The 16,418-nt window shown below is 69.2% G+C and carries 21 protein-coding genes, 1 tRNA gene and 1 other RNA gene; 9 read left to right on the forward strand and 14 right to left on the reverse strand.

Going from position 1 to position 16,418, the window contains the following annotated elements; genetic code table 11:
* Positions 1 to 36: 36 nt before the first annotated feature.
* Both DAERI_RS20010 and DAERI_RS20015 read right to left on the reverse strand, forming a co-directional pair.
* Complete coding sequence (locus tag DAERI_RS20010) at positions 37 to 558, reverse strand: hypothetical protein (RefSeq protein ID WP_103131210.1); 522 nt, start codon at positions 556 to 558, stop codon at positions 37 to 39.
* Positions 559 to 738: 180 nt separating this feature from the next.
* Positions 739 to 1,773, reverse strand: a complete 1,035-nt coding sequence (locus DAERI_RS20015) for an AfsR/SARP family transcriptional regulator (protein WP_103131211.1) — start codon at positions 1,771 to 1,773, stop codon at positions 739 to 741.
* Positions 1,774 to 1,848: 75 nt separating this feature from the next.
* Between DAERI_RS20015 and DAERI_RS20020 the strand changes: the two genes are divergently transcribed.
* Positions 1,849 to 3,357 carry an amidohydrolase gene (locus tag DAERI_RS20020; protein ID WP_103131212.1) on the forward strand — a complete coding sequence of 503 codons (1,509 nt, stop codon included), beginning with the start codon at positions 1,849 to 1,851 and terminating at the stop codon, positions 3,355 to 3,357.
* 249 nt (positions 3,358 to 3,606) lie between these two features.
* Here the strand turns inward: DAERI_RS20020 and DAERI_RS22490 are convergent, their stop codons facing one another.
* The 6 genes from DAERI_RS22490 to DAERI_RS20040 form a co-directional block, all read right to left on the reverse strand.
* A complete protein-coding gene (locus tag DAERI_RS22490; protein ID WP_165794300.1) occupies positions 3,607 to 3,756 on the reverse strand; it encodes a hypothetical protein in 150 nt (49 codons plus the stop codon).
* A gap of 68 nt (positions 3,757 to 3,824) precedes the next feature.
* Positions 3,825 to 4,559, reverse strand: a complete 735-nt coding sequence (locus tag DAERI_RS20025; RefSeq protein WP_103131213.1) for a YebC/PmpR family DNA-binding transcriptional regulator — start codon at positions 4,557 to 4,559, stop codon at positions 3,825 to 3,827.
* Positions 4,560 to 4,719: 160 nt separating this feature from the next.
* Complete coding sequence (locus DAERI_RS22170) at positions 4,720 to 5,145, reverse strand: GIY-YIG nuclease family protein (RefSeq protein WP_133162088.1); 426 nt, start codon at positions 5,143 to 5,145, stop codon at positions 4,720 to 4,722.
* A 9-nt stretch (positions 5,146 to 5,154) separates the two neighbouring features.
* Positions 5,155 to 5,736 (reverse strand): GNAT family N-acetyltransferase, encoded by a 582-nt coding sequence (locus tag DAERI_RS20030; protein ID WP_103131214.1) that lies wholly within the window; start codon positions 5,734 to 5,736, stop codon positions 5,155 to 5,157.
* Between the two features lie 25 nt (positions 5,737 to 5,761).
* On the reverse strand, positions 5,762 to 6,499 hold the full coding sequence (locus DAERI_RS20035) for a carbonic anhydrase (protein WP_103131215.1): 738 nt from the start codon (positions 6,497 to 6,499) through the stop codon (positions 5,762 to 5,764).
* Between the two features lie 127 nt (positions 6,500 to 6,626).
* Positions 6,627 to 8,114 (reverse strand): NADP-dependent isocitrate dehydrogenase, encoded by a 1,488-nt coding sequence (locus DAERI_RS20040; protein ID WP_103131216.1) that lies wholly within the window; start codon positions 8,112 to 8,114, stop codon positions 6,627 to 6,629.
* A gap of 155 nt (positions 8,115 to 8,269) precedes the next feature.
* On the opposite strand from DAERI_RS20040, the gene DAERI_RS20045 reads away from it, so the two are divergent.
* From DAERI_RS20045 to DAERI_RS20055, 3 genes are read left to right on the forward strand one after another with little or no spacing between them, the layout of a single operon-like run.
* Positions 8,270 to 8,590 (forward strand): helix-turn-helix transcriptional regulator, encoded by a 321-nt coding sequence (locus DAERI_RS20045; protein ID WP_103131217.1) that lies wholly within the window; start codon positions 8,270 to 8,272, stop codon positions 8,588 to 8,590.
* 57 nt (positions 8,591 to 8,647) lie between these two features.
* Positions 8,648 to 9,028: a hypothetical protein gene (locus tag DAERI_RS20050; RefSeq protein ID WP_103131218.1), complete on the forward strand. Its 381-nt coding sequence runs from the start codon at positions 8,648 to 8,650 to the stop codon at positions 9,026 to 9,028.
* Positions 9,029 to 9,040: 12 nt separating this feature from the next.
* On the forward strand, positions 9,041 to 10,000 hold the full coding sequence (locus DAERI_RS20055) for an aminoglycoside phosphotransferase family protein (RefSeq protein WP_103131219.1): 960 nt from the start codon (positions 9,041 to 9,043) through the stop codon (positions 9,998 to 10,000).
* A 4-nt stretch (positions 10,001 to 10,004) separates the two neighbouring features.
* Here DAERI_RS20055 and DAERI_RS20060 read toward each other — a convergent pair whose 3' ends face one another.
* From DAERI_RS20060 to DAERI_RS20070, 3 genes are all read right to left on the reverse strand, one after another.
* Positions 10,005 to 10,493, reverse strand: a complete 489-nt coding sequence (locus DAERI_RS20060; protein WP_103131220.1) for an arsinothricin resistance N-acetyltransferase ArsN1 family A — start codon at positions 10,491 to 10,493, stop codon at positions 10,005 to 10,007.
* A 27-nt stretch (positions 10,494 to 10,520) separates the two neighbouring features.
* Positions 10,521 to 10,619: signal recognition particle sRNA small type (gene ffs, locus DAERI_RS20065), an RNA gene on the reverse strand.
* 87 nt (positions 10,620 to 10,706) lie between these two features.
* Positions 10,707 to 10,790 (reverse strand) — tRNA-Leu (locus DAERI_RS20070).
* Positions 10,791 to 10,946: 156 nt separating this feature from the next.
* Between DAERI_RS20070 and rpsO the strand changes: the two genes are divergently transcribed.
* A complete protein-coding gene (gene rpsO / locus DAERI_RS20075) occupies positions 10,947 to 11,222 on the forward strand; it encodes a 30S ribosomal protein S15 (protein WP_103131221.1) in 276 nt (91 codons plus the stop codon).
* A 51-nt stretch (positions 11,223 to 11,273) separates the two neighbouring features.
* On the opposite strand, the gene DAERI_RS20080 is transcribed toward rpsO, so the two are convergent.
* Positions 11,274 to 11,723 carry a gamma-glutamylcyclotransferase family protein gene (locus DAERI_RS20080; RefSeq protein WP_103131222.1) on the reverse strand — a complete coding sequence of 150 codons (450 nt, stop codon included), beginning with the start codon at positions 11,721 to 11,723 and terminating at the stop codon, positions 11,274 to 11,276.
* 22 nt (positions 11,724 to 11,745) lie between these two features.
* The gene (locus tag DAERI_RS20085; RefSeq protein ID WP_103131223.1) at positions 11,746 to 12,444 is read right to left on the reverse strand and encodes a helix-turn-helix domain-containing protein; all 699 of its coding nucleotides are present in this window, start codon (positions 12,442 to 12,444) and stop codon (positions 11,746 to 11,748) included.
* A gap of 149 nt (positions 12,445 to 12,593) precedes the next feature.
* Between DAERI_RS20085 and DAERI_RS20090 the strand changes: the two genes are divergently transcribed.
* From DAERI_RS20090 to DAERI_RS20100, 3 genes are all read left to right on the forward strand, one after another.
* Positions 12,594 to 12,977, forward strand: a complete 384-nt coding sequence (locus DAERI_RS20090; protein ID WP_103131224.1) for a hypothetical protein — start codon at positions 12,594 to 12,596, stop codon at positions 12,975 to 12,977.
* Positions 12,974 to 14,137: a S1C family serine protease gene (locus DAERI_RS20095; protein ID WP_103131225.1), complete on the forward strand. Its 1,164-nt coding sequence runs from the start codon at positions 12,974 to 12,976 to the stop codon at positions 14,135 to 14,137. Before DAERI_RS20090 ends, DAERI_RS20095 begins: the two co-directional genes overlap by 4 nt.
* A gap of 145 nt (positions 14,138 to 14,282) precedes the next feature.
* Positions 14,283 to 14,759 carry a multidrug DMT transporter gene (locus DAERI_RS20100; protein WP_103131226.1) on the forward strand — a complete coding sequence of 159 codons (477 nt, stop codon included), beginning with the start codon at positions 14,283 to 14,285 and terminating at the stop codon, positions 14,757 to 14,759.
* 386 nt (positions 14,760 to 15,145) lie between these two features.
* On the opposite strand, the gene DAERI_RS20105 is transcribed toward DAERI_RS20100, so the two are convergent.
* Positions 15,146 to 15,883 (reverse strand): GNAT family N-acetyltransferase, encoded by a 738-nt coding sequence (locus DAERI_RS20105; protein WP_103131227.1) that lies wholly within the window; start codon positions 15,881 to 15,883, stop codon positions 15,146 to 15,148.
* Positions 15,884 to 15,953: 70 nt separating this feature from the next.
* Between DAERI_RS20105 and DAERI_RS20110 the strand changes: the two genes are divergently transcribed.
* Positions 15,954 to 16,418, forward strand: a 465-nt coding sequence (locus DAERI_RS20110; RefSeq protein ID WP_235610483.1) for a glutamate--tRNA ligase family protein, incomplete at its 3' end; no start/stop codon positions are given.

The following is a 16,418-nucleotide window of genomic DNA, read 5'->3' on the forward strand; positions in this document are numbered from 1 at the left end:
GCCTCCGCTCTACCTCCCCGTCCTGCCTCGCCCGCTTTAGACGAACTGCCCGCCGTGCCGGGACGCTGCGGCCTCGACGACATCGGACGGGATGTTGTCCTCGACAGCCACCGCACGCCCACCGCCGACGCCCTCATGGATCTGGTCGTAGCGATGGTCCTCGATGTAGGAGCTGTCGTGGGCGCCGTCCGCGTTGGCATCCGCAGCGCCGCCAATCGCGCCCACCGCCGCGCCCACGCCCGAGCCCAGGGCCGCCATGCCCAGGATGACCGGAATGGCGAGGCCGCCCGTGGCCGCCGCCGCGACGGCGCTGGCCGCCCCCGCGACGGTACCGACCGCCGCGCCGACGCCCGTTCCCTCGATAGCTCCCTCGCCCGCCTCCTCGGCGGCAGCCTGCCCGTCAACCGTGGTGGTCGTCTGGGTCTGGGTAGTCTGCGTCTCGGCCATACGGCGGTTCAGGGTGGTGTGCCCGACTTCAGGCTGAATCACGCCCTGGGCGCGCAGATCCTCGATAAAAGCGTCCGCCTGCTGCTTGCTGGGAAAGATGAGGTGTCGCATGTCTGGCAGTTTGAAGTCGCGTTTTGGAACCGACGTGAGAGGAACACCAACCGGAGTTGCGGTTCGGGGTGCGAGCGGGGGACAGGGATGGACGCCTTGTTCCACCAGTTCTGGCGTTGAAATCCCTCCTGGCATGGGGACCAGGAGGGGCGCGACTGCTCTTCAGTTGTCAATTCGTCGTCAATTCAGGTCCATCGCCCACCAGGCTTCCCGCTGGGCGGCGAGGCGGGCGCGGGGGTCACCCAGGGCATCCAGGGTGCGGGTCAGGCCCTGCCAGTCGGACTCGCTCATGGGGTCGATGGCGAGGGCGCGCTGGTGGAAGAGGGCGGCGTCCTTGGCACGGCCCGCGGCGCTGGCGGCCCCGGCGGCCAGCCCCAGCACGCTGAACTGCTTCTGCTCCAGCCGGGCGCGCACGTCGTCCACCCAGGGGCTGTCGGCGCCGGGCAGGAAGTGGCCGTACATGCTGGTCAGCTCGCGCAGCTCCTCCAGCCCCAGGGCGCCCTGCTCGGCCTGGGCGGCGAGCAGCTCGAAGCGGTGAACGTCGTAGTCGGCGCGCAGGTCGGCGGCCAGGGCGTAGCGGCGGTTGGTGCTCACGACGGCCTCGTTGCTCAGGCTGCGGCGCAGGCGGTGGAGGGTGGTGTGAAAGAGGCTGCTTGCCCGCGCCTCGTCCTTCTCGGGCCACAGGGCCTCGGCGGCCTCCCAGGAGGTGACCTCCTTGTGTTCCAGCAGGTAGAAGAACAGCTCCAGCGCCTTGCGCGAGACCCACGAGACGGGCGCGCCCTGCCACACGACCTGCGCGGTCCCCAGGCCACGCGCGGACATGGCGCTCTCGCCCTGGCGCGTCAGGCCCGCGCGGCGCAAGCGGGCGTCCACGGCGGTGAGCAAATCCTGCGGGGTGAAGGGCTTGGGCAGGTAGTCGTCCGCCCCCAGGTTCATGCCCCGGCGCACATCGTCGCGCTCGGCGTGGCTGGAGAGCAGCACGAAGGGAAGGTTGTTGAGTTTTTCATGAGTCCGCACCCGCTCCAGAAACTCCAGCCCGGTCATGTAGGGCATAACTACGTCGCTGATGAGGAGGTCGGGGGTGAAGACCTGGAGGAGATCAAGAGCTTCTAATGGTTGGTGAGTCGTGCGGACTTCGTGTCCTGCACGAGTCAGGATCACGCTGATGAGTTTGAGGATGGCGGAGTCGTCATCCACGACCATGATCCGGGGCATGAAGGTAGTTTAACGAGTATGTGAGAAATGTAGATATAAAACTTCACTTTGCCTTCATGGGTTAAGCTGAGGGGCGTGACCAGCGCCGACGCCGATCTGAAGGTCCTCCACGCCCGGGCCTTGACCCTCGACCCCGCGCGCCCGCAAGCGGAGGCGGTGCTCGCCGGGGGCGGGCGGGTCCTGGCCGTGGGGGGCCGCGAGGAGGTCGCCGCCCTCGCCCCGCGGGCGCGGATACTCGATCACCGCGACCTGATCCTCACGCCCGGGCTGGCCGAGGCACATATTCACCTCGTCTCCTACGGCTTCTCGCTCTCGGAACTGAACCTGCATGGCGCCCGCAGTGTGTCCGAGGTGCAGGCCCGGGTGGCGCAGCGGGCCATGAACACCCCGGCGGGCACCTGGATTCGCGGCGGTGGCTTTCTGCTCAGCGAGCTGGGCCTGAACGAGTACCCCACCGCCGCCGTCCTCGACGAGGTCAGCCCGCACCATCCTGTCCTGCTGTACTCGCGCGACCTGCACCTGAGCTGGGCGAACTCGCTCGCGCTGCGCCTGGCCGGGGTGACCAATGCCACTCCCGACCCCGAGGGCGGCAGGATCGTCCGCCCCCTGGGCACCCTGCTCGAGGGCGCCAGCGAACTCGTCGCCCGCGTCCGGCCCGTCCCCAGCGAGGCGGAGTACCTGGCGGCGGCGAAGGCGGGCGCGGACGACCTCGCCGCTCGCGGCTACGTCAGCGCCCACACGATGGCCTTCGAGCCGCCCGAGGCGCCGCGCGCCCTGCAAACGCTCGCGGCTCGGGGGGAACTGCCGCTGCGGGTCTGGGCGACCCTTCCCCACGCCCGGCTCTCCCTTGCCCGGGACCTCGGGGTGGGGCTCAATCCCGGCGGCCTCTTCCAGTGGGGCGGGGTCAAGTTCTTCGCCGACGGGGCGCTGGGAAGCCGCACCGCCTGGCTGCACCCACCCGGTTTTGCCGACGGCAGCGGTACCGGCATCGCCCTCGATTCCCCAGACCTCATCCGTGAGCTGGGGGCCGAGGCGCTGCGCCTGGGCCTGACGCCCGTGACCCACGCCATCGGCGACCGGGCGAACACCGAGGTGCTGGGCGCCTACGACGCCCTGCGTCCCCTCGCCGCCGAGAAGGGCGTGCGGCTGCGGATCGAGCACGCCCAGCACCTGCGCCCGGAGGACATTCCCCGCTTCCGGGGCTTCACGGCCAGCGTCCAGCCCATCCACCTCCAGGCCGACGGGGCGATGATCCGCCACCTCCTGCCGCACCTCACGGAGACGAGCTACGCCTTCCGCTCGTTGCGGGATGCCGGAGCCCTCCTCGCCTTCGGGTCCGATGCCCCGGTGGCGCCGCCCGAGTACCGCGCCAACTTCGCCGCCGCCATCACCCGGCGGGATGACGAGGGAGAGCCCATCGCGCCCGGAGAGGCCCTGACCCAGGAGGACGTGCTGTGGGCGCATACCCGCGGCCCCGCCCTCGCCGCCGGGTGGGAGGACGAGGGAATCATCCGCCCCGGGGCGCGGGCCGCCTTTACGCTGTGGGACCGTCTTGGCGGGAATGCGCGGGCACTGGTGCTGTAGGGCGCAAGAAGAGAAAGGGGCAGACGGCAGACAGGCTTTTATCTCGACCAAGGACAACGTGCTTGTCTGTTTGGCTTTGTTGACCCTCTCCCCTCGTGGGAGAGGGCCTGGCGCAGCCAGGGGTGAGGGGGCGCCCAACAGGCGAAAGCGACCTGGCACCGCAGCTTCCAGAGCCGGGACGGCCCGGAGAGAAAAGCCTGAGAGGCAGAGGCTTCTGCAAGCTCTCTGCCCCCCGTTTGGAGTGTTGGATCAGTGGGGACCCGGAACATGGGGGCCGACATATCCCGCCTCACGGCGCGAATCGTCGTTGGCGTCCATTGCCCGGTTCAGGTGCTCCTGCCTATACGCGAAGAAGGCCATGACTGCCAGAAACAGGCCCAGCAGAACGAGTCCTATCACGCCGCACCTCCTATCACGATCCTAGCCCGGGTGGTCATGGAGAAGTGACGCTACGGTTCAACCTTCGCTTACGCCTCCACGCCCTCCGGCAATTCGGCGTTGGAGTACACGTTCTGCACGTCGTCCAGGTCTTCCAGCGCGTCGATCAGCGTCATCAGCTTGCGCACGTCGTCGCCGCTGACGGCCACGGTGTTCGTGGGGATCATCGTGATCTGGCCGCTCTCGGGCTTGAACCCCGCCGCCGCCAGCGCGTCCTGCACGGTGTAGAGGTCGTTCGGGGCGGTGCTGATCTCCAGGCCGTCCTCCGACTCCTGGATATCCTCGGCGCCGTTCTCGATGGCGGCCTCCTGCGCGGCCTCCGAGGTGTCGGGGAGCAGGATCACGCCCTTCTTCTCGAACTGCCAGGCGACCGAGCCGTTCGTGCCCAGCGAGCCGCCGCGCTTGTTGAACACCGCGCGGATGTCGGCGACCGTGCGGTTCACGTTGTCGGTCAGCGTCTCGATAAAGATCGCCGTGCCGCCGGGGCCGTAGCCCTCGTAGGTGACCTCCTTGTACTCGGCGGCCCCCTCCGCCGCGCCCACCGCGCGCTTGATCGCGTTCTCGATGTTGTCGGCGGGCACCGTGTCGGCCTTGGCCGCCGCGATGGCGTTTTTCAGGCTGAGGTTCCCCGCCGGGTCGCCGCTGCCCCCGGAGCGCACCGCCGCCTGAATGGCGCGGATGTGCTTGGAGTACATCGCGCTGCGTTTCTTGTCGTTCGCGCCCTTCTTGCGCTTGATCTGTGCCCACTTGCTGTGACCGGCCATGTTCAGTGTCTCCTTGAAAGACGCGCCCACCTGGAAGCTGGGGGCGCGTAACACCGGACATTCTAGCGCGGCCCGTCCGCTAGACTCTGGAAGTCCGGTGACGGGCGGGCAGGCTCAACAGCCAGGGGGAGGTCGCCGGGGCGCACGTCAGCCCACAGCCCTACCCGCCTCGCCGTTGTTTGCCGTTTAATGGGGGACTGAACTGCTTGATCAAGCTGTCTTCGAGACCCGCAGCATGGTCGAGCACGTAGCCTGGGTAAAGGGCTGTATCAGTTCTCTGGAAGGCCAGAATGAAAATTCTACGCCCTTGCAAAAGCCTCCGGCGAATAGCTAGCTCCAGCTCCGTATTGGTACTCCCCAGACTCTTCCCTGGGGTTCGGTACCGCTGGAGTCTCATCGCAAGGTGGTTTTTCGACTTGCCGATGTAAAGGAGCGTGTCCTCGTCGAGGAATGCGTATAGGACGCCGCCCTGCGCCTGAAGCAGGTCATGACCAGAGGGAATTACCAGCTTTTCGTGCCGCAAGGTCCATTCCCCGACCAGTTGGAAGCCAAGCTGGGACAGCCTTTCGCGGGCATTGGAGGTCATCCTCTGCTCTTACTCCAGCAGCCTGATCTGGGCGCGCAGGGCGGAGGTGTCCACCCGCTCCGCCGTGATCTCCATGAAGATGGTGTCGTACCGCTCCCCGCCCAGTCGCACTGTCCCTGTCCGCCGCCCGCAGACCACGAACCCCACCTTCTCGTAGGCGCGGATGGCTCGGGTGTTGAAGGAAAAGACCTTGAGCAGGATGTTGTGCAGCCCCAGGTGGAACACGCCGTACGCCACCATCAGCCGGGTCGCCTCGGAGCCGAAGCCGCCGCCCCAGGCGTCGGGGTCGTGGACGCTGATGCCGAGTTCGGCGGTGCCGTGGCGGTGGTTGATGTCGCGCAGGTCCACCCCGCCGATCAGCCGCCCGGAGGTGCGCTCGTAGATGCCGAAGGTCACCTGCGACGGGTTGTTGCGGCTGACCGATTCGAAGTAGGCCTGCTCGTCCTCCAGGCTGTACGACACCCCGGAGCCGCCCAGGTAGGTGGTGAGTTCCAGATTGTGGAAGTAGTGGGCGAGTTCGGGCACGTCCTCGCGGCGCAACCGGGCCAGGATCACCTGCTCGCCCGTCAGGACAGGAAGGGGGGACGGCATGGGGCCACTTTACCCGCCGCACGGCTCAGGGCCGCAGGTCCTCCTCCTCGATCAGGAAGTCCACCGCCCCCGAGCCGATCTCGTAGAAGGCGCCGATCACCCGGATCTGCCCGCGCGCCTCGGCCGCCTGGATGACGGGTTGCTCGCGCAGGCTGGCGACCTGGCAGCGGACGTTGTTCAGCACGGCCTCGCGCATCCGGGCCTTTTTGTCGCGGATGGGGGGCATGTCCCGCACGCAGGGCTGGATCCGCTCGATCAGGCGGCGCAGGTTCTCGGGCTCGCGGGCGACCTGCTCCTCGGGAAGCAGCGCGGCGGCGACGGCCCCGCAGCCCTCGTGGCCCATCACCACGACCAGGCGCACGTCGAGGTGTTCGGTCGCGTACTCCAGGGTGCCCAGACCCGTTTCGGCCACCACGTTCCCCGCCACCCGCACCACGAACAGGTCGCCGAGGCCCTGGTCGAACACGATCTCCACGGGCACCCGGCTGTCACTGCACGCCAGGACCGCCGCAAAGGGCGACTGCTCCATGATCTGCGCGCGGCGCTGGTTGGCGTCGGCCTCGGGCCGGGTCGCCTGGCCGGAGAAGAAGCGGGCGTTCCCCTCTTGCAGGGCCTGGATCGCGTCCTCCGGCGAGGCCATGCGGCCAGGGCGCAACTCCGCGATGTCCTGCATGCTGGCGCCCCGGCGAATGGCGTTCAGAATCCGCCGTTCGAGGTCGGGGGCCAGGGGGGCGGGCGGCAGGTCGGACGCCGGGTCGTTCACCCGGCCATCCTAGAACGGCCACCTGAAAAGAGGTGTGCCCCGGGTAGCACCCGTCTAAACGCGGGGGCGGGAGCCGGGGGTCAGGTCGCTCGCCCCCGGCCCCCTGAGCCTTCCCGACTCGGCCTGGCTACTGCCCCTGCCCCGCCGTGTAACCGAGCTGGCCGTCAAAGGTGTAGAGGTGTTCGGTCTTCACGAAGTCGAGCCCCACCTCCGAGACGCGGGCCAGCAGCGAGAGCACGTCGGCGTGGGTGAGGGGCCGCGCCCCCTGCCACAGGAAGCGGCAGCGCCAGTGGTCCGAGCAGGTCGTCTCGGGCAGGCCCTGCGGCCAGACCTTCACCCCGCGGTTGGAGATCATGTCGAGCTTCCAGTCGGTGCCCTCGGCCTTCTGGAGCTGGGCGCCCAGCACGTCCGGCTGGCGGCCAGCCTCCTGCCAATCCAGGAAAACGTCGGTGCCCACCAGCACCTTCTCGGCGCGGGTCCTGGGCTTGAGCTGCACCTGAATCTGGGAAGCTGCCTCCCCACTCACGGCGGGCAGACGCTGCGGCATCTGGCCCAGGCGGTCGATGACGGCCTGGGCAAACGCCTGGGTGCCCACCTGCTGGGTCGTGTGTTCCCCCGCGATGTCCGCCGTATGCACCCCGTCCTCCAGCGTCCGCAGCCAGGCGTTCAGCACCCGCGCGGCCACGTCGCCCTGCCCGATATGCGTGAGCATCAGGGCCGCCGCGTTCAGCAGGCCGCTGGGGTTGGCCTTGTCCTGCCCGGCGATGTCGGGGGCGCTGCCGTGGACCGCCTCGAAGAGCGCCACACTCCCCCCGATGTTCGCGCTGCCCCCCAGGCCCACCGACCCCGCCACCTCCGAGGCGATGTCGGAGAGGATGTCCCCGTAGAGGTTGAGCGTCACGATCACGTCGAAGCTCTCGGGCCGCGCGCCCAGCCGCGCCGCGCCGATGTCCACGATCATGTGGTCGGCCGCGATGTCCGCGTACTCCCGCGCCACCTCGTCGAAGACCCGGTGGAAGAGGCCGTCGGTGAGCTTCATGATGTTGTCCTTGCTCATCGCCGTGACCTTGCGGCGGCTGTGGGCGCGGGCATACTCGAAGGCGTAGCGGATCACCCGCTCGCAGCCGTCGCGCGTGACCAGCTTCAGGCACTGGTACACCTCGTCGGTCTGGCGGTGCTCGATCCCCGCGTACAGGTCCTCCTCGTTCTCGCGCACGATCACGAGGTCCATGCCGGGATGGTGGGTGGCGACGAAGGGCGCGTAGGCGCGGGCGGGGCGGACGTTGGCGTACAGGCCCAATGCTTTCCTCAGCGTCACGTTCACGCTCTTGTACCCGCCGCCCTGCGGGGTGGTGATCGGCCCCTTGAGGAGCACCCCGGTGCGCCGCATGGCCTCCCAGGCCTCGGGCGCGACCCCGGAGTTCACGCCGCGCAGGTAGACCTCCTTGCCCACCTCGACCGGATGGGGCTCAATGCGGGCTCCCGCCGCCTCCAGCACCCGCAGCGTGGCCCCCATGATCTCGGGGCCGATGCCGTCACCGGGCGCGACGGCGATGGGCGTGAGGGTGGAGTGGGGCGCGTCGGCGTTCTGGGGTTGGGAGACAGTCGTGTTCATGGGTTCTCCTTGCGAGCTTGAGGAATCGGGCCTCATGGCTGAGGAGATGATAGCGAAAAACCTTTCGTGTATTTGATTTCGCTCCTTGGACTATGTACAGTCGTGACAGAAGCGGGGGCCGCTCGCCTCGCCACCCGCCGGTTCCCACCCCACCCATGACTGATCCCGTCCCTGACAGCCAATGGACCTTCCTGACCAACCACAGCCACGTGTTGCTGTGCTTGGTGCGGGAGCCGGGCAGCACCCTGCGGCAGGTCGCGGAGCGGGTCGGCATTACCGAGCGCGCCGTGCAGCGCATCGTGCGGGAGCTGGAGCAGGCGGGCGTTCTCACGCGCGCCCGTCAGGGCCGCCGCAACACGTACACGGTGAACCCCGGCTTCCACCTGCGGCACCCGCTGGAGGCCCACCGCACGGTCGGGCACCTGCTCGCCCTGCTGGAGGAGGCCGAGGCCTCGCTCACTGCGCGGCCCACCTGAGGGGGGAGCGTGGTGGGCGCCCCGTCCCGCGAACTCCTCTTGCTTTAGGCTGAAGCCATGACGGCGCCGCTGCACCCCACCGAGGAAGCCACCCTGCAAGACCTGCTGGAACGGTACGCCACCCTGCGCGACACCTTGCAGGGGCTGGAGGTGGAACGCGACGCCCTGGCCGCGCAGATCAAGGCCGCGCTCGCCTCGGGTGCCCGGGCCGAAACTGACCTCTACCGCGCCGAGCTGAAGGTCTCGCGCCGGGTCGAGTATCCGGTCGACCACTTCCGCGACGTGTTCGGGGACGCCGCCGCGCTGGAAGTCGCCGTGATCGACCGCAAGAAGGCCGAGACGCTGGCGAAATCGGGCGACCTCGACCCCGAGCGGCTGCGCGAACTCGCCGTGGTGAAGGAGACGCAGTCGCTGGTGCTGATTCCGAAGACGCGCTGAGGAAGGGAAGGTGTGACCCTGGAAGGAGCCGGCCCCGTCACGGCACAGCCCGCCGTGCGGGCCTACGCGGAGAGCCTCGGCGCTCCCGGTCGGCTGTGGCTCGATTCGCTGCCGGACGCCGCCAAACACCAATGCCGCGAGTGGGGCCTGCGAAGGGGCGAGGTGCTGCCCGGCGGCAGCCGTTCCTATGTGTGCCGGGTGGCGACCGCGGATGGTGGGCGGGCCGTCCTCAAGCTGGCCCTGCCGGAGCCCGTTCTGCAAACGCAGATGGCGACCCTCGTTGCCGCGCGGGGACAGGGCTATGTCCAGGTGTTCGCGCATGACGTGGGCAGGGGAGCCCTCCTCATGGAGTCCCTCGGGCCGCCGATGGAAGAGACGGTGGACGACGTGCCCGCCGTGTTAAACGTCCTCGCCGGGACGTTGGTGCAGGCCTGGGAGGGAACGGCGGAACTCGGCCAGTCCCTGCCGGAACCGCCGGAGCACAAGGCCGCCGGACTCCTCGCCCTGGTGCGCGACCTGGCCGGAACGGCGCAGGACCCGGAGCTTTGGGCCGTGGTGGATCAGGCGCTGCGGTACGCCCGGGAGAGGCTGGCCGCCCGTGACCCTGCCCGGCAGGTCCTGGTCCACGGTGACCCCCACGTGGGCAATCTGCTGCCCGTCGAGGCCAGCCGCCCGGGCGCGGAGACCGGTTACGTGTTCGTGGACCCGGAGGGCTTCCGGTGCGAGCCGGAGTACGACCTCGGGGTGGCCTTGCGAGGCTGGAATGCTCGGCTTCTGGCTTCGTCAGGGCCGCAGTCGGAGTTGCGGGCCTGGTGCGAGCAGATGGCGCGGGCGGCGGGAGCGGGGGCCGAGGCCGTCTGGCAATGGGCCTACCTGGAGCGGGTCTCCACCGGGCTTTACCTGGGCCACCACGGCCTGCCGCAACTCGGTGCCCCTTTCCTGGAGGTGGCACGTAGGCTCCTGCTGCCCTGAGGGTTCATTCGTCCAGCAGCGCCTCCACAATCACCACGTCGCGCCACTCGCCGTCCAGCCGGGCGTGACGAAGGTGGACGCCGACCTCGCGGAAGCCGCAGCGCAGGTGCAGTCGGCGGCTCGCCGCGTTGTCGGTGAAGATGCGGCTGGTGAGCTTGTGGAGCCCGGCCTCGCGTGCCGCGTTCATCAACGCGCGCAGGGCGGCCTCGCCGTACCCCTGCCCCCGGACCTCCCGCGCGACGTAGACGCCGTGGTCCCCAATGGTCGCGTAAGCCGGGCGGTCGCTGTAGGGGCCGCTCCAGGCGAAGGCCACGACCTCCCCGGCCTCGTCCACCACGACCACAGCGGGATGCGGGCCGTTCAGCCGCTCCCGCACCTCCGCCTCACTGCGTTCCCGCGTCTCGAAGGTCGCCACCCGGTCCCGGATGCCCTGGTTGTAGATGCGGCTGATGGAGGACGCGTCGTCCAGCGTCGCGGCTCGGGTGCAGATCATGCTTGATGCTGCCACGGCAACAAAAAAGCATTGCCGGTGAGCAGCGGCACCCGGGAATCATCCCTTATGGCTGCTGCCTTCCGGCCCTGACCAGGTTCAGGCGTTCCCGCTGCGCTGCGCCAGCAATGCGAGGCGGAGTGTAGCACAAGGCCAACCGTTGAACAGGGGAGACCAAAGCAGGGCCGCCGGAGCTTCGACACTCCGGCGGCGCTATGGTGCTCGGGATGGGACTTGAACCCACACAGGAAACCTACACGCCCCTCAAACGTGCGCGTCTACCAATTCCGCCACCCGAGCAGGGTGAAGGGCGAAAGAAATGTTAGGGGGGAGGGCGCCTCTTGTCAAGGGCGAGTTCTGTGCTAAGCTCCCCTTTGCCGCCGCGAGCGGTGGGGTCCGGCTGTCTTTTTCGCCCCGGCTGCCGCGAGCGGGACTTCATAACAAGAGAGGTACCACGTGATCGACAAAAAGCAGACCATTCAGACCTACGCCAAGAGCCCGAGCGACACCGGCAGCACCGCCGTGCAGGTCGCGCTCCTGACCGAGCGCATCAACAACCTGTCGCGCCACCTGACCGAGAACCAGAAGGACAAGCACGGCCAGCGCGGCCTGCAACTCCTCAACGGCCAGCGCCGCCGCCTGTTGAAGTATCTGGAGCGCACCAACTACGACGAGTACATCGCCCTGACGGACCGCCTGAGCATCCGCCGCGGCCAGCGCGTCATCCGCTGAAGTTCGCTCTTCCCCCGCCACCCTGGACCTTCCGGGGTGGTTTTTTTGTGGCTAGCGGTCGCCAGGACAGGGCCGTGCCCGGTCGGGCAGATGGCGCCAGTCGCCCCCGGGAACGGGAAGCACGCCGGGCTGGTGGAGGCGTGCGGCGAGGGCATACACGTAGACCCAGGCTGAGACGCTTTCCCCGTCTTCTGACGTGACCGATACCTGCTCGCGGGTGTACAGCGGCGGGGTCTCATGAACACCCTCCAGCGTGTCCAGGAAGTGCAGGGCACGGTCCCAGCCGTCCTGGGGGTAGGTCAGGACATAGCCACGCACCTCCTCATGGGGTTCGCCGGGCACGACCGCTGGGTACGCCTCCGGCAGGAGGTGCAGCAGCCGGAAGCCGGGGAGGCGGGCGGGGGTGGCCTCGAACCGGCCTCCCCGTGCCGCCACATCGGCGTTGCGCTCGCCGGGCATCAGGGTGCCGTACACAAAGACGCGGGTGAGGGGGGCGGTCATCTGGCCCAGGGTAGCGCCCCCGCTACAGCCGCGTTCCCCGGGGCTGGTGGTAGTACACCCGGCCCACGATGGTCGCCTCCTCCGGGCGCACCGGGGGATGGTCGGGGTTGTCGCTGGTCAGCCAGACGTGGTCGCCGTAGCGCCGCAGCCGCTTGACGGTCAGGCCCAGGCCGGGCACGTGCAGCACGTAGACCCGGCCCTCGCGCAGGTCGAGGTCGCCGGGGTCCACGTACACGCGGTCGCCCGGACGAATACCGCCGCCCCCCGGCTCGGTCATGGAGTCGCCCTGCACCTCCAGCACCAGCATCCCGGGGCGGTGTTCGCGCGCCGGGACGAGTTCGATGTCGATGACGCTGCTGGAATCTTCCGTCAGGGGCAGGCCCGCCGTGGCGAGGGCACGCACGGGCACGCGGAACAGTTCGAGGGCGGTGAGCGCGTCGTCGCTGCCCTCCCGCGAGAGCAGGGGCAGCCCGGTCCGCGCCACCCATTCGCCCGCGCTGATCTCCAGCGCCCGCCGCAGCGCGTCCTGCCGGGCGGGCGTGAGGGCACTCAGGGGCCGCACCCCCCGTTCCAGACGGCTGAGGTAGGGCTGCGTGACCGTGCCCGCCTCGCCGCCGTGCGCCGCCGTGCGCCGGGCGACCTCGTCCTGCCGCAGCCCCAGCGCGTCGCGCCGTTCGCGCAACCAGGTATGCAGGTCGGAAAGGGGAGAAGGGGAAGTCATGGGGCCAGTCTACGGTGTGAGGATTCGCACAACTGGAATCTCCAGTCTTGACTTTATAACTATGGACATATTACGCTGGTGGCGTATCTACCCCCCAGTCGTTCTCCTCCCGCCCCGCCTTCCCGTTCCCTTTGCCAGAGGAGGTTTCCATGACCGACCCCACTCCCCTTTCCGGCCTCACGCCGCTGCTGGGCGTCGCCTTTACCGCGGGGGCCGTGACCCAGCTCGCCCGGCAGCTCGCCCGCGCCGTCCTGCCCCGCTTGCGGCAGGTGGCGGCCCTCTCCATGGCGGCAGGAATCGCGGCCCTGACGGTGACGGCGCTGCTCACGGTCCTGGTGCGGCCCGCCCCCGCCCCCGCGCTGCTGCTGGCGGCGGCCTGCGTGACCGGCTGGAGTGGTCCCGGCATCCTGTCGCGGCTGGGCGGCCTGGTCGAGCGCAAACTCGGGTTGCCCTCCGCCCCCAGGCACCGGTGGTTCAGGAACGGAACTCGCGGCACATACGTATCCCGCCCGAGCGATCAGACTGAGGCATGAACGCAGCCTGGAGGGCCGCCACGCGCGGTCTGACCCTGTCGCTGGCGCTGCTGCTCGGCGCCACCGTGTCCGCCCAGACCGCCGCCCCCACGACCCCTGCCCAGCGGCAGGCGAACACCCCCGCCCCCCTCAGTGCCAGCGAGAAGGCGAGCCTGCGCGCCCTGTACCAGAAGCTGCGCCCCGCGACCCTGCGGATCGAGGACTGCCCCGTGAACGACTGCACCGAGCCGGACGGGGTGGGCACCGCCTTCTTGATCGGTGACGGGTATGCGCTCACCGCCTACCACGTAGTCTTCGCGGCCAAGCGCCTGAGCGCCGTGACGCTCGACAAGAAGCGCTACACCGTGCAGGTGATCGGCTACGACGATCAGGCTGACCTCGCCCTGCTGAAGGTGAACGTGCCCGCAGGTACGCCCTCTATGCCGCTCGCCAGCGCCCGACCCGCCGTGGGTGACCCGGCGCTCGCCATCGGCAACGGCGGCGGAGCCTTCCTGACCCCGAAGACCGGGCGGCTGACCGGGCTGGACAGCGACGCCGGACGCGCGGACTTCCCGCCCGGCACCCTGGAACTCAACGCGCAGCTCATCCCGGGGGATAGCGGCGGGCCGATCATCAACGCCCGCGGCGAGGTCATGGGCGTGGTGAGCTACATCAGCGTGGGCGGGTCCAGACGGGGGATCGGCGCGCCCAGCGCCGGGGGGGGGAACATCACCGCCTATGCCGTTCCCGTTACGCGCACGAGCCAGACCCTCGCCGACCTGCGCCAGGGCGTGAAGCGGGACGCCCCCGTGATCGGCATCGGCCTCGACACCCGCCTCGACTTCGCCTTCGCGCTGCCCGCCGAGAACTTCAAGGAGTTCAGCGACGCCTTCGACCTCGACCTGGGGGACACGCCGGGCGCCTTCTTTACCTCCGTCTCCAGCAACAGCCCCGCCGCCCGCGCGGGATTGCGGCCCCTCGCCTTCGACCAGAACGGCAAGCGCACCTCGGGGGACATCGTGACTGCCGTGAACGGCCGCCCCATCGCCAACTTCTCCGACTTCCAGTACGCCGTCCGCCGCTACCAGCCGGGCCAGACCGTCACCCTCACGGTGCTGCGGGACGGCAAGAAGATCGAGGTCAAGCTGACGCTGGCACCCCGAGCCCAGATTCGAAACTGAGGAGCGGTTCACCGGCCCAGGGAGGGGAGTCTTTCCCCTCCTTGCGTCTTTTTAAGAGGCCCTCGTTCTGTCAGCGCGCGAAAATCTTCAAGTGTTAAGCCTAAGCGGACTTGACAATTCTGCCAAAAACAGAAAAATACGAGCTATGGACACACTGCTGAAAAAAGCGGGGGCGATGCTCGCGCACCTCGACCTGTTCACGCATATGCTGCATCTGCGGGGGCTGTTGCAACTCGCCGCGCACATGGAGGAGCGGGGCGACCGGGTCACGCTCATCTCGCCCGAGGCGATCACGCTGGTCGGCAGCGACATGACCACCGACCCCAGCGTCACCACCAGCAAGGGCGCGACCATCGAGGCGGGCAATGCCTACAGCGTGTTGCGCACCCTTAAGGGCCACGACGCGCCGGAGTACGCCGTCACGCGGGAGGAACTCAAGGCGCTCAATGCCCGCGCCGTCGCGGAGCTGGAGGCGAGTGACGCGATGCGGGCGTTCGGGGAGACGCTGGCGCGGATCGGTGTTCCCGTGGGCGCCGGGGCGGCTGAGACGGCGCCGGAGCGTCCCGCGCGGGGGCGACGGGCGGCCGAGGCGGAGGCGGGGAACGAGCAGCCTGCGGCTTGAGGCGTATGCTTTGGAGTCACGCTTCCGGTTGGGGGCGTGATGTTTTTTTGGGGCAGGGCGTCTTGCTGCGGCTTACCCCCACCCCCCCAGCCCCCCTACCCCCGGTGGGGGTAGGGGGGAGCTTTCCGCTGCGCTCGGCAAAGGGCTCGCCCGCCGCGCCCGTGGTCGTGCTGCTCAACGCGCAAGGTTTGATCTTGTTGCATCCTCAGCCGCGTGCCCACCGTCTCGCTGCGCGAGCCGACGTGGTGAAGGCGGTGCGAGAGCAAGTTGCTGGCAGGAATGGGCCGTCCACAATACACGGCTTTGAAAACAGAAGCTTCGGCGCACTTGCTCCTCCCCCCGGCGGGGGAGGCGGGGTGGGGGGTGGCAGGCGTCAGCCGGCCCTTCTACTGCTCCACTCCTTTTCCCCGCCAGTACGTCGGCGTTTCCGTCGCGGGTAGCAGGGCCAGGGTGTCACTTCCCGCCCGCTCGGCCAGGGCTTCGGCTTCTCTCCGGGCGCGGCTCTGGCCCAGCCAGGCGCCCCAGTAGGCGCGGAGGGTGGAGGTCACGAGGCGGGTGGGCACGGTGGTCGCGCCGTCCATCGGGTCGTAGATGAGGTCGAGGTCGGTCAGGGGGCCGCCGTTCGGGCCGCCCACGGGTTGCCAGTACGGCACGTCCACGGTGCGGTAACCCAGGGCGTGCAGGGCGCGTCGTCGCGCGACCGGGTCGGTGCCCACCCGGGCCTCGGCCTCGCGGTCGGCGGCGTCCTCGCGGCCGGGAAAGACGCTGTCGGCGAAGAGACCCCTGAGCCCGTGGGCCCGGATGTCCTCCAGCCTCGCCGCGTGCAGGGCGCGGCTGACGCCCCGGCCCCGCGCCTCCCTCGCCACCGCCACGAAGGAGCTGAAGCCCGCCTCGGGCAGGAGGTGGTAGACGGTGCCGCCAAGTACCTGGCCCGAGGCGTCCTCGGCGACCAGGATGCGGTCGCGCCGCTCTCCCCGGCCCCCGCCCGCCACGAGGTGCGGGAAGGCCTGTGGGGGGATGAGCATGTCGGGCGCGTAGTAGCTCTGTTCCTGAATCTGGCCGAAGGCGGCGAGTGCGGGGTCCTCGGGGTCGGTCACGCGGCGGACGGTGACGGGCAGGGTCATGGGGCCACCGTAGCGCCCAGGTCCAGGGCAGACCGTGAGGCGCTGGGAGGGGGAACGCTATCCTGACCCCATGACGGCGCCCGATTCTTTCCCCAGCACGGCCCTTCCCCGCGACGCGGGCGGGGGTGAGGCGGCCTCCGGCTCCCGCGTGGCCCCCAACTTCATCACCGAGATCATGGAGCGCGACCTCGCCTCGGGCAAGTACCCGCAGATCGTCACGCGCTTTCCGCCTGAGCCCAACGGCTACATGCACCTCGGCCACGCCTTCGCGTGCTCGCTCGACTTCGGCACGGCGCTGGACTTCGGCGGGCGCTGCCACCTGCGGATGGACGACACCAACCCCGAGGCCGAGAGCATGGAGTTCGCCGAGGGGCTCATGCGCGACGTGCGCTGGCTGGGCTGGGAGTGGGGCGACCACCTCTACTTCGCCTCGGACTACTACGAGCGGTATTACGAGTACGCCGAGGAACTCATTCGTCGCGGGTTGGCCTACGTGGACAGCGTGAGCCAGGAGGAGATGTCGCGGCTGCGCGGC

This window comes from Deinococcus aerius, from assembly GCF_002897375.1.
In the GTDB taxonomy this organism is placed as follows: Bacteria; Deinococcota; Deinococci; order Deinococcales; family Deinococcaceae; genus Deinococcus; species Deinococcus aerius.

What these genes read in the sequence shown, in the direction of transcription:
- DAERI_RS20085 (WP_103131223.1), bottom strand. Translation starts at nt 12,444, where the DNA reads ATGACTTCCCCTTCTCCCCTTTCCGACCTGCATACCTGGTTGCGCGAA.
- DAERI_RS20105 (WP_103131227.1), bottom strand. Translation starts at nt 15,883, where the DNA reads ATGACCCTGCCCGTCACCGTCCGCCGCGTGACCGACCCCGAGGACCCC.
- DAERI_RS20060 (WP_103131220.1), bottom strand. Translation starts at nt 10,493, where the DNA reads ATGATCTGCACCCGAGCCGCGACGCTGGACGACGCGTCCTCCATCAGC.
- DAERI_RS22170 (WP_133162088.1), bottom strand. Translation starts at nt 5,145, where the DNA reads ATGACCTCCAATGCCCGCGAAAGGCTGTCCCAGCTTGGCTTCCAACTG.
- DAERI_RS20090 (WP_103131224.1), top strand. Translation starts at nt 12,594, where the DNA reads ATGACCGACCCCACTCCCCTTTCCGGCCTCACGCCGCTGCTGGGCGTC.
- DAERI_RS20050 (WP_103131218.1), top strand. Translation starts at nt 8,648, where the DNA reads ATGACGGCGCCGCTGCACCCCACCGAGGAAGCCACCCTGCAAGACCTG.
- DAERI_RS20040 (WP_103131216.1), bottom strand. Translation starts at nt 8,114, where the DNA reads ATGAACACGACTGTCTCCCAACCCCAGAACGCCGACGCGCCCCACTCC.
- DAERI_RS20015 (WP_103131211.1), bottom strand. Translation starts at nt 1,773, where the DNA reads ATGCCCCGGATCATGGTCGTGGATGACGACTCCGCCATCCTCAAACTC.
- DAERI_RS20095 (WP_103131225.1), top strand. Translation starts at nt 12,974, where the DNA reads ATGAACGCAGCCTGGAGGGCCGCCACGCGCGGTCTGACCCTGTCGCTG.
- DAERI_RS20100 (WP_103131226.1), top strand. Translation starts at nt 14,283, where the DNA reads ATGGACACACTGCTGAAAAAAGCGGGGGCGATGCTCGCGCACCTCGAC.
- DAERI_RS20025 (WP_103131213.1), bottom strand. Translation starts at nt 4,559, where the DNA reads ATGGCCGGTCACAGCAAGTGGGCACAGATCAAGCGCAAGAAGGGCGCG.
- DAERI_RS20010 (WP_103131210.1), bottom strand. Translation starts at nt 558, where the DNA reads ATGCGACACCTCATCTTTCCCAGCAAGCAGCAGGCGGACGCTTTTATC.
- DAERI_RS20030 (WP_103131214.1), bottom strand. Translation starts at nt 5,736, where the DNA reads ATGCCGTCCCCCCTTCCTGTCCTGACGGGCGAGCAGGTGATCCTGGCC.
- DAERI_RS20045 (WP_103131217.1), top strand. Translation starts at nt 8,270, where the DNA reads ATGACTGATCCCGTCCCTGACAGCCAATGGACCTTCCTGACCAACCAC.
- DAERI_RS20080 (WP_103131222.1), bottom strand. Translation starts at nt 11,723, where the DNA reads ATGACCGCCCCCCTCACCCGCGTCTTTGTGTACGGCACCCTGATGCCC.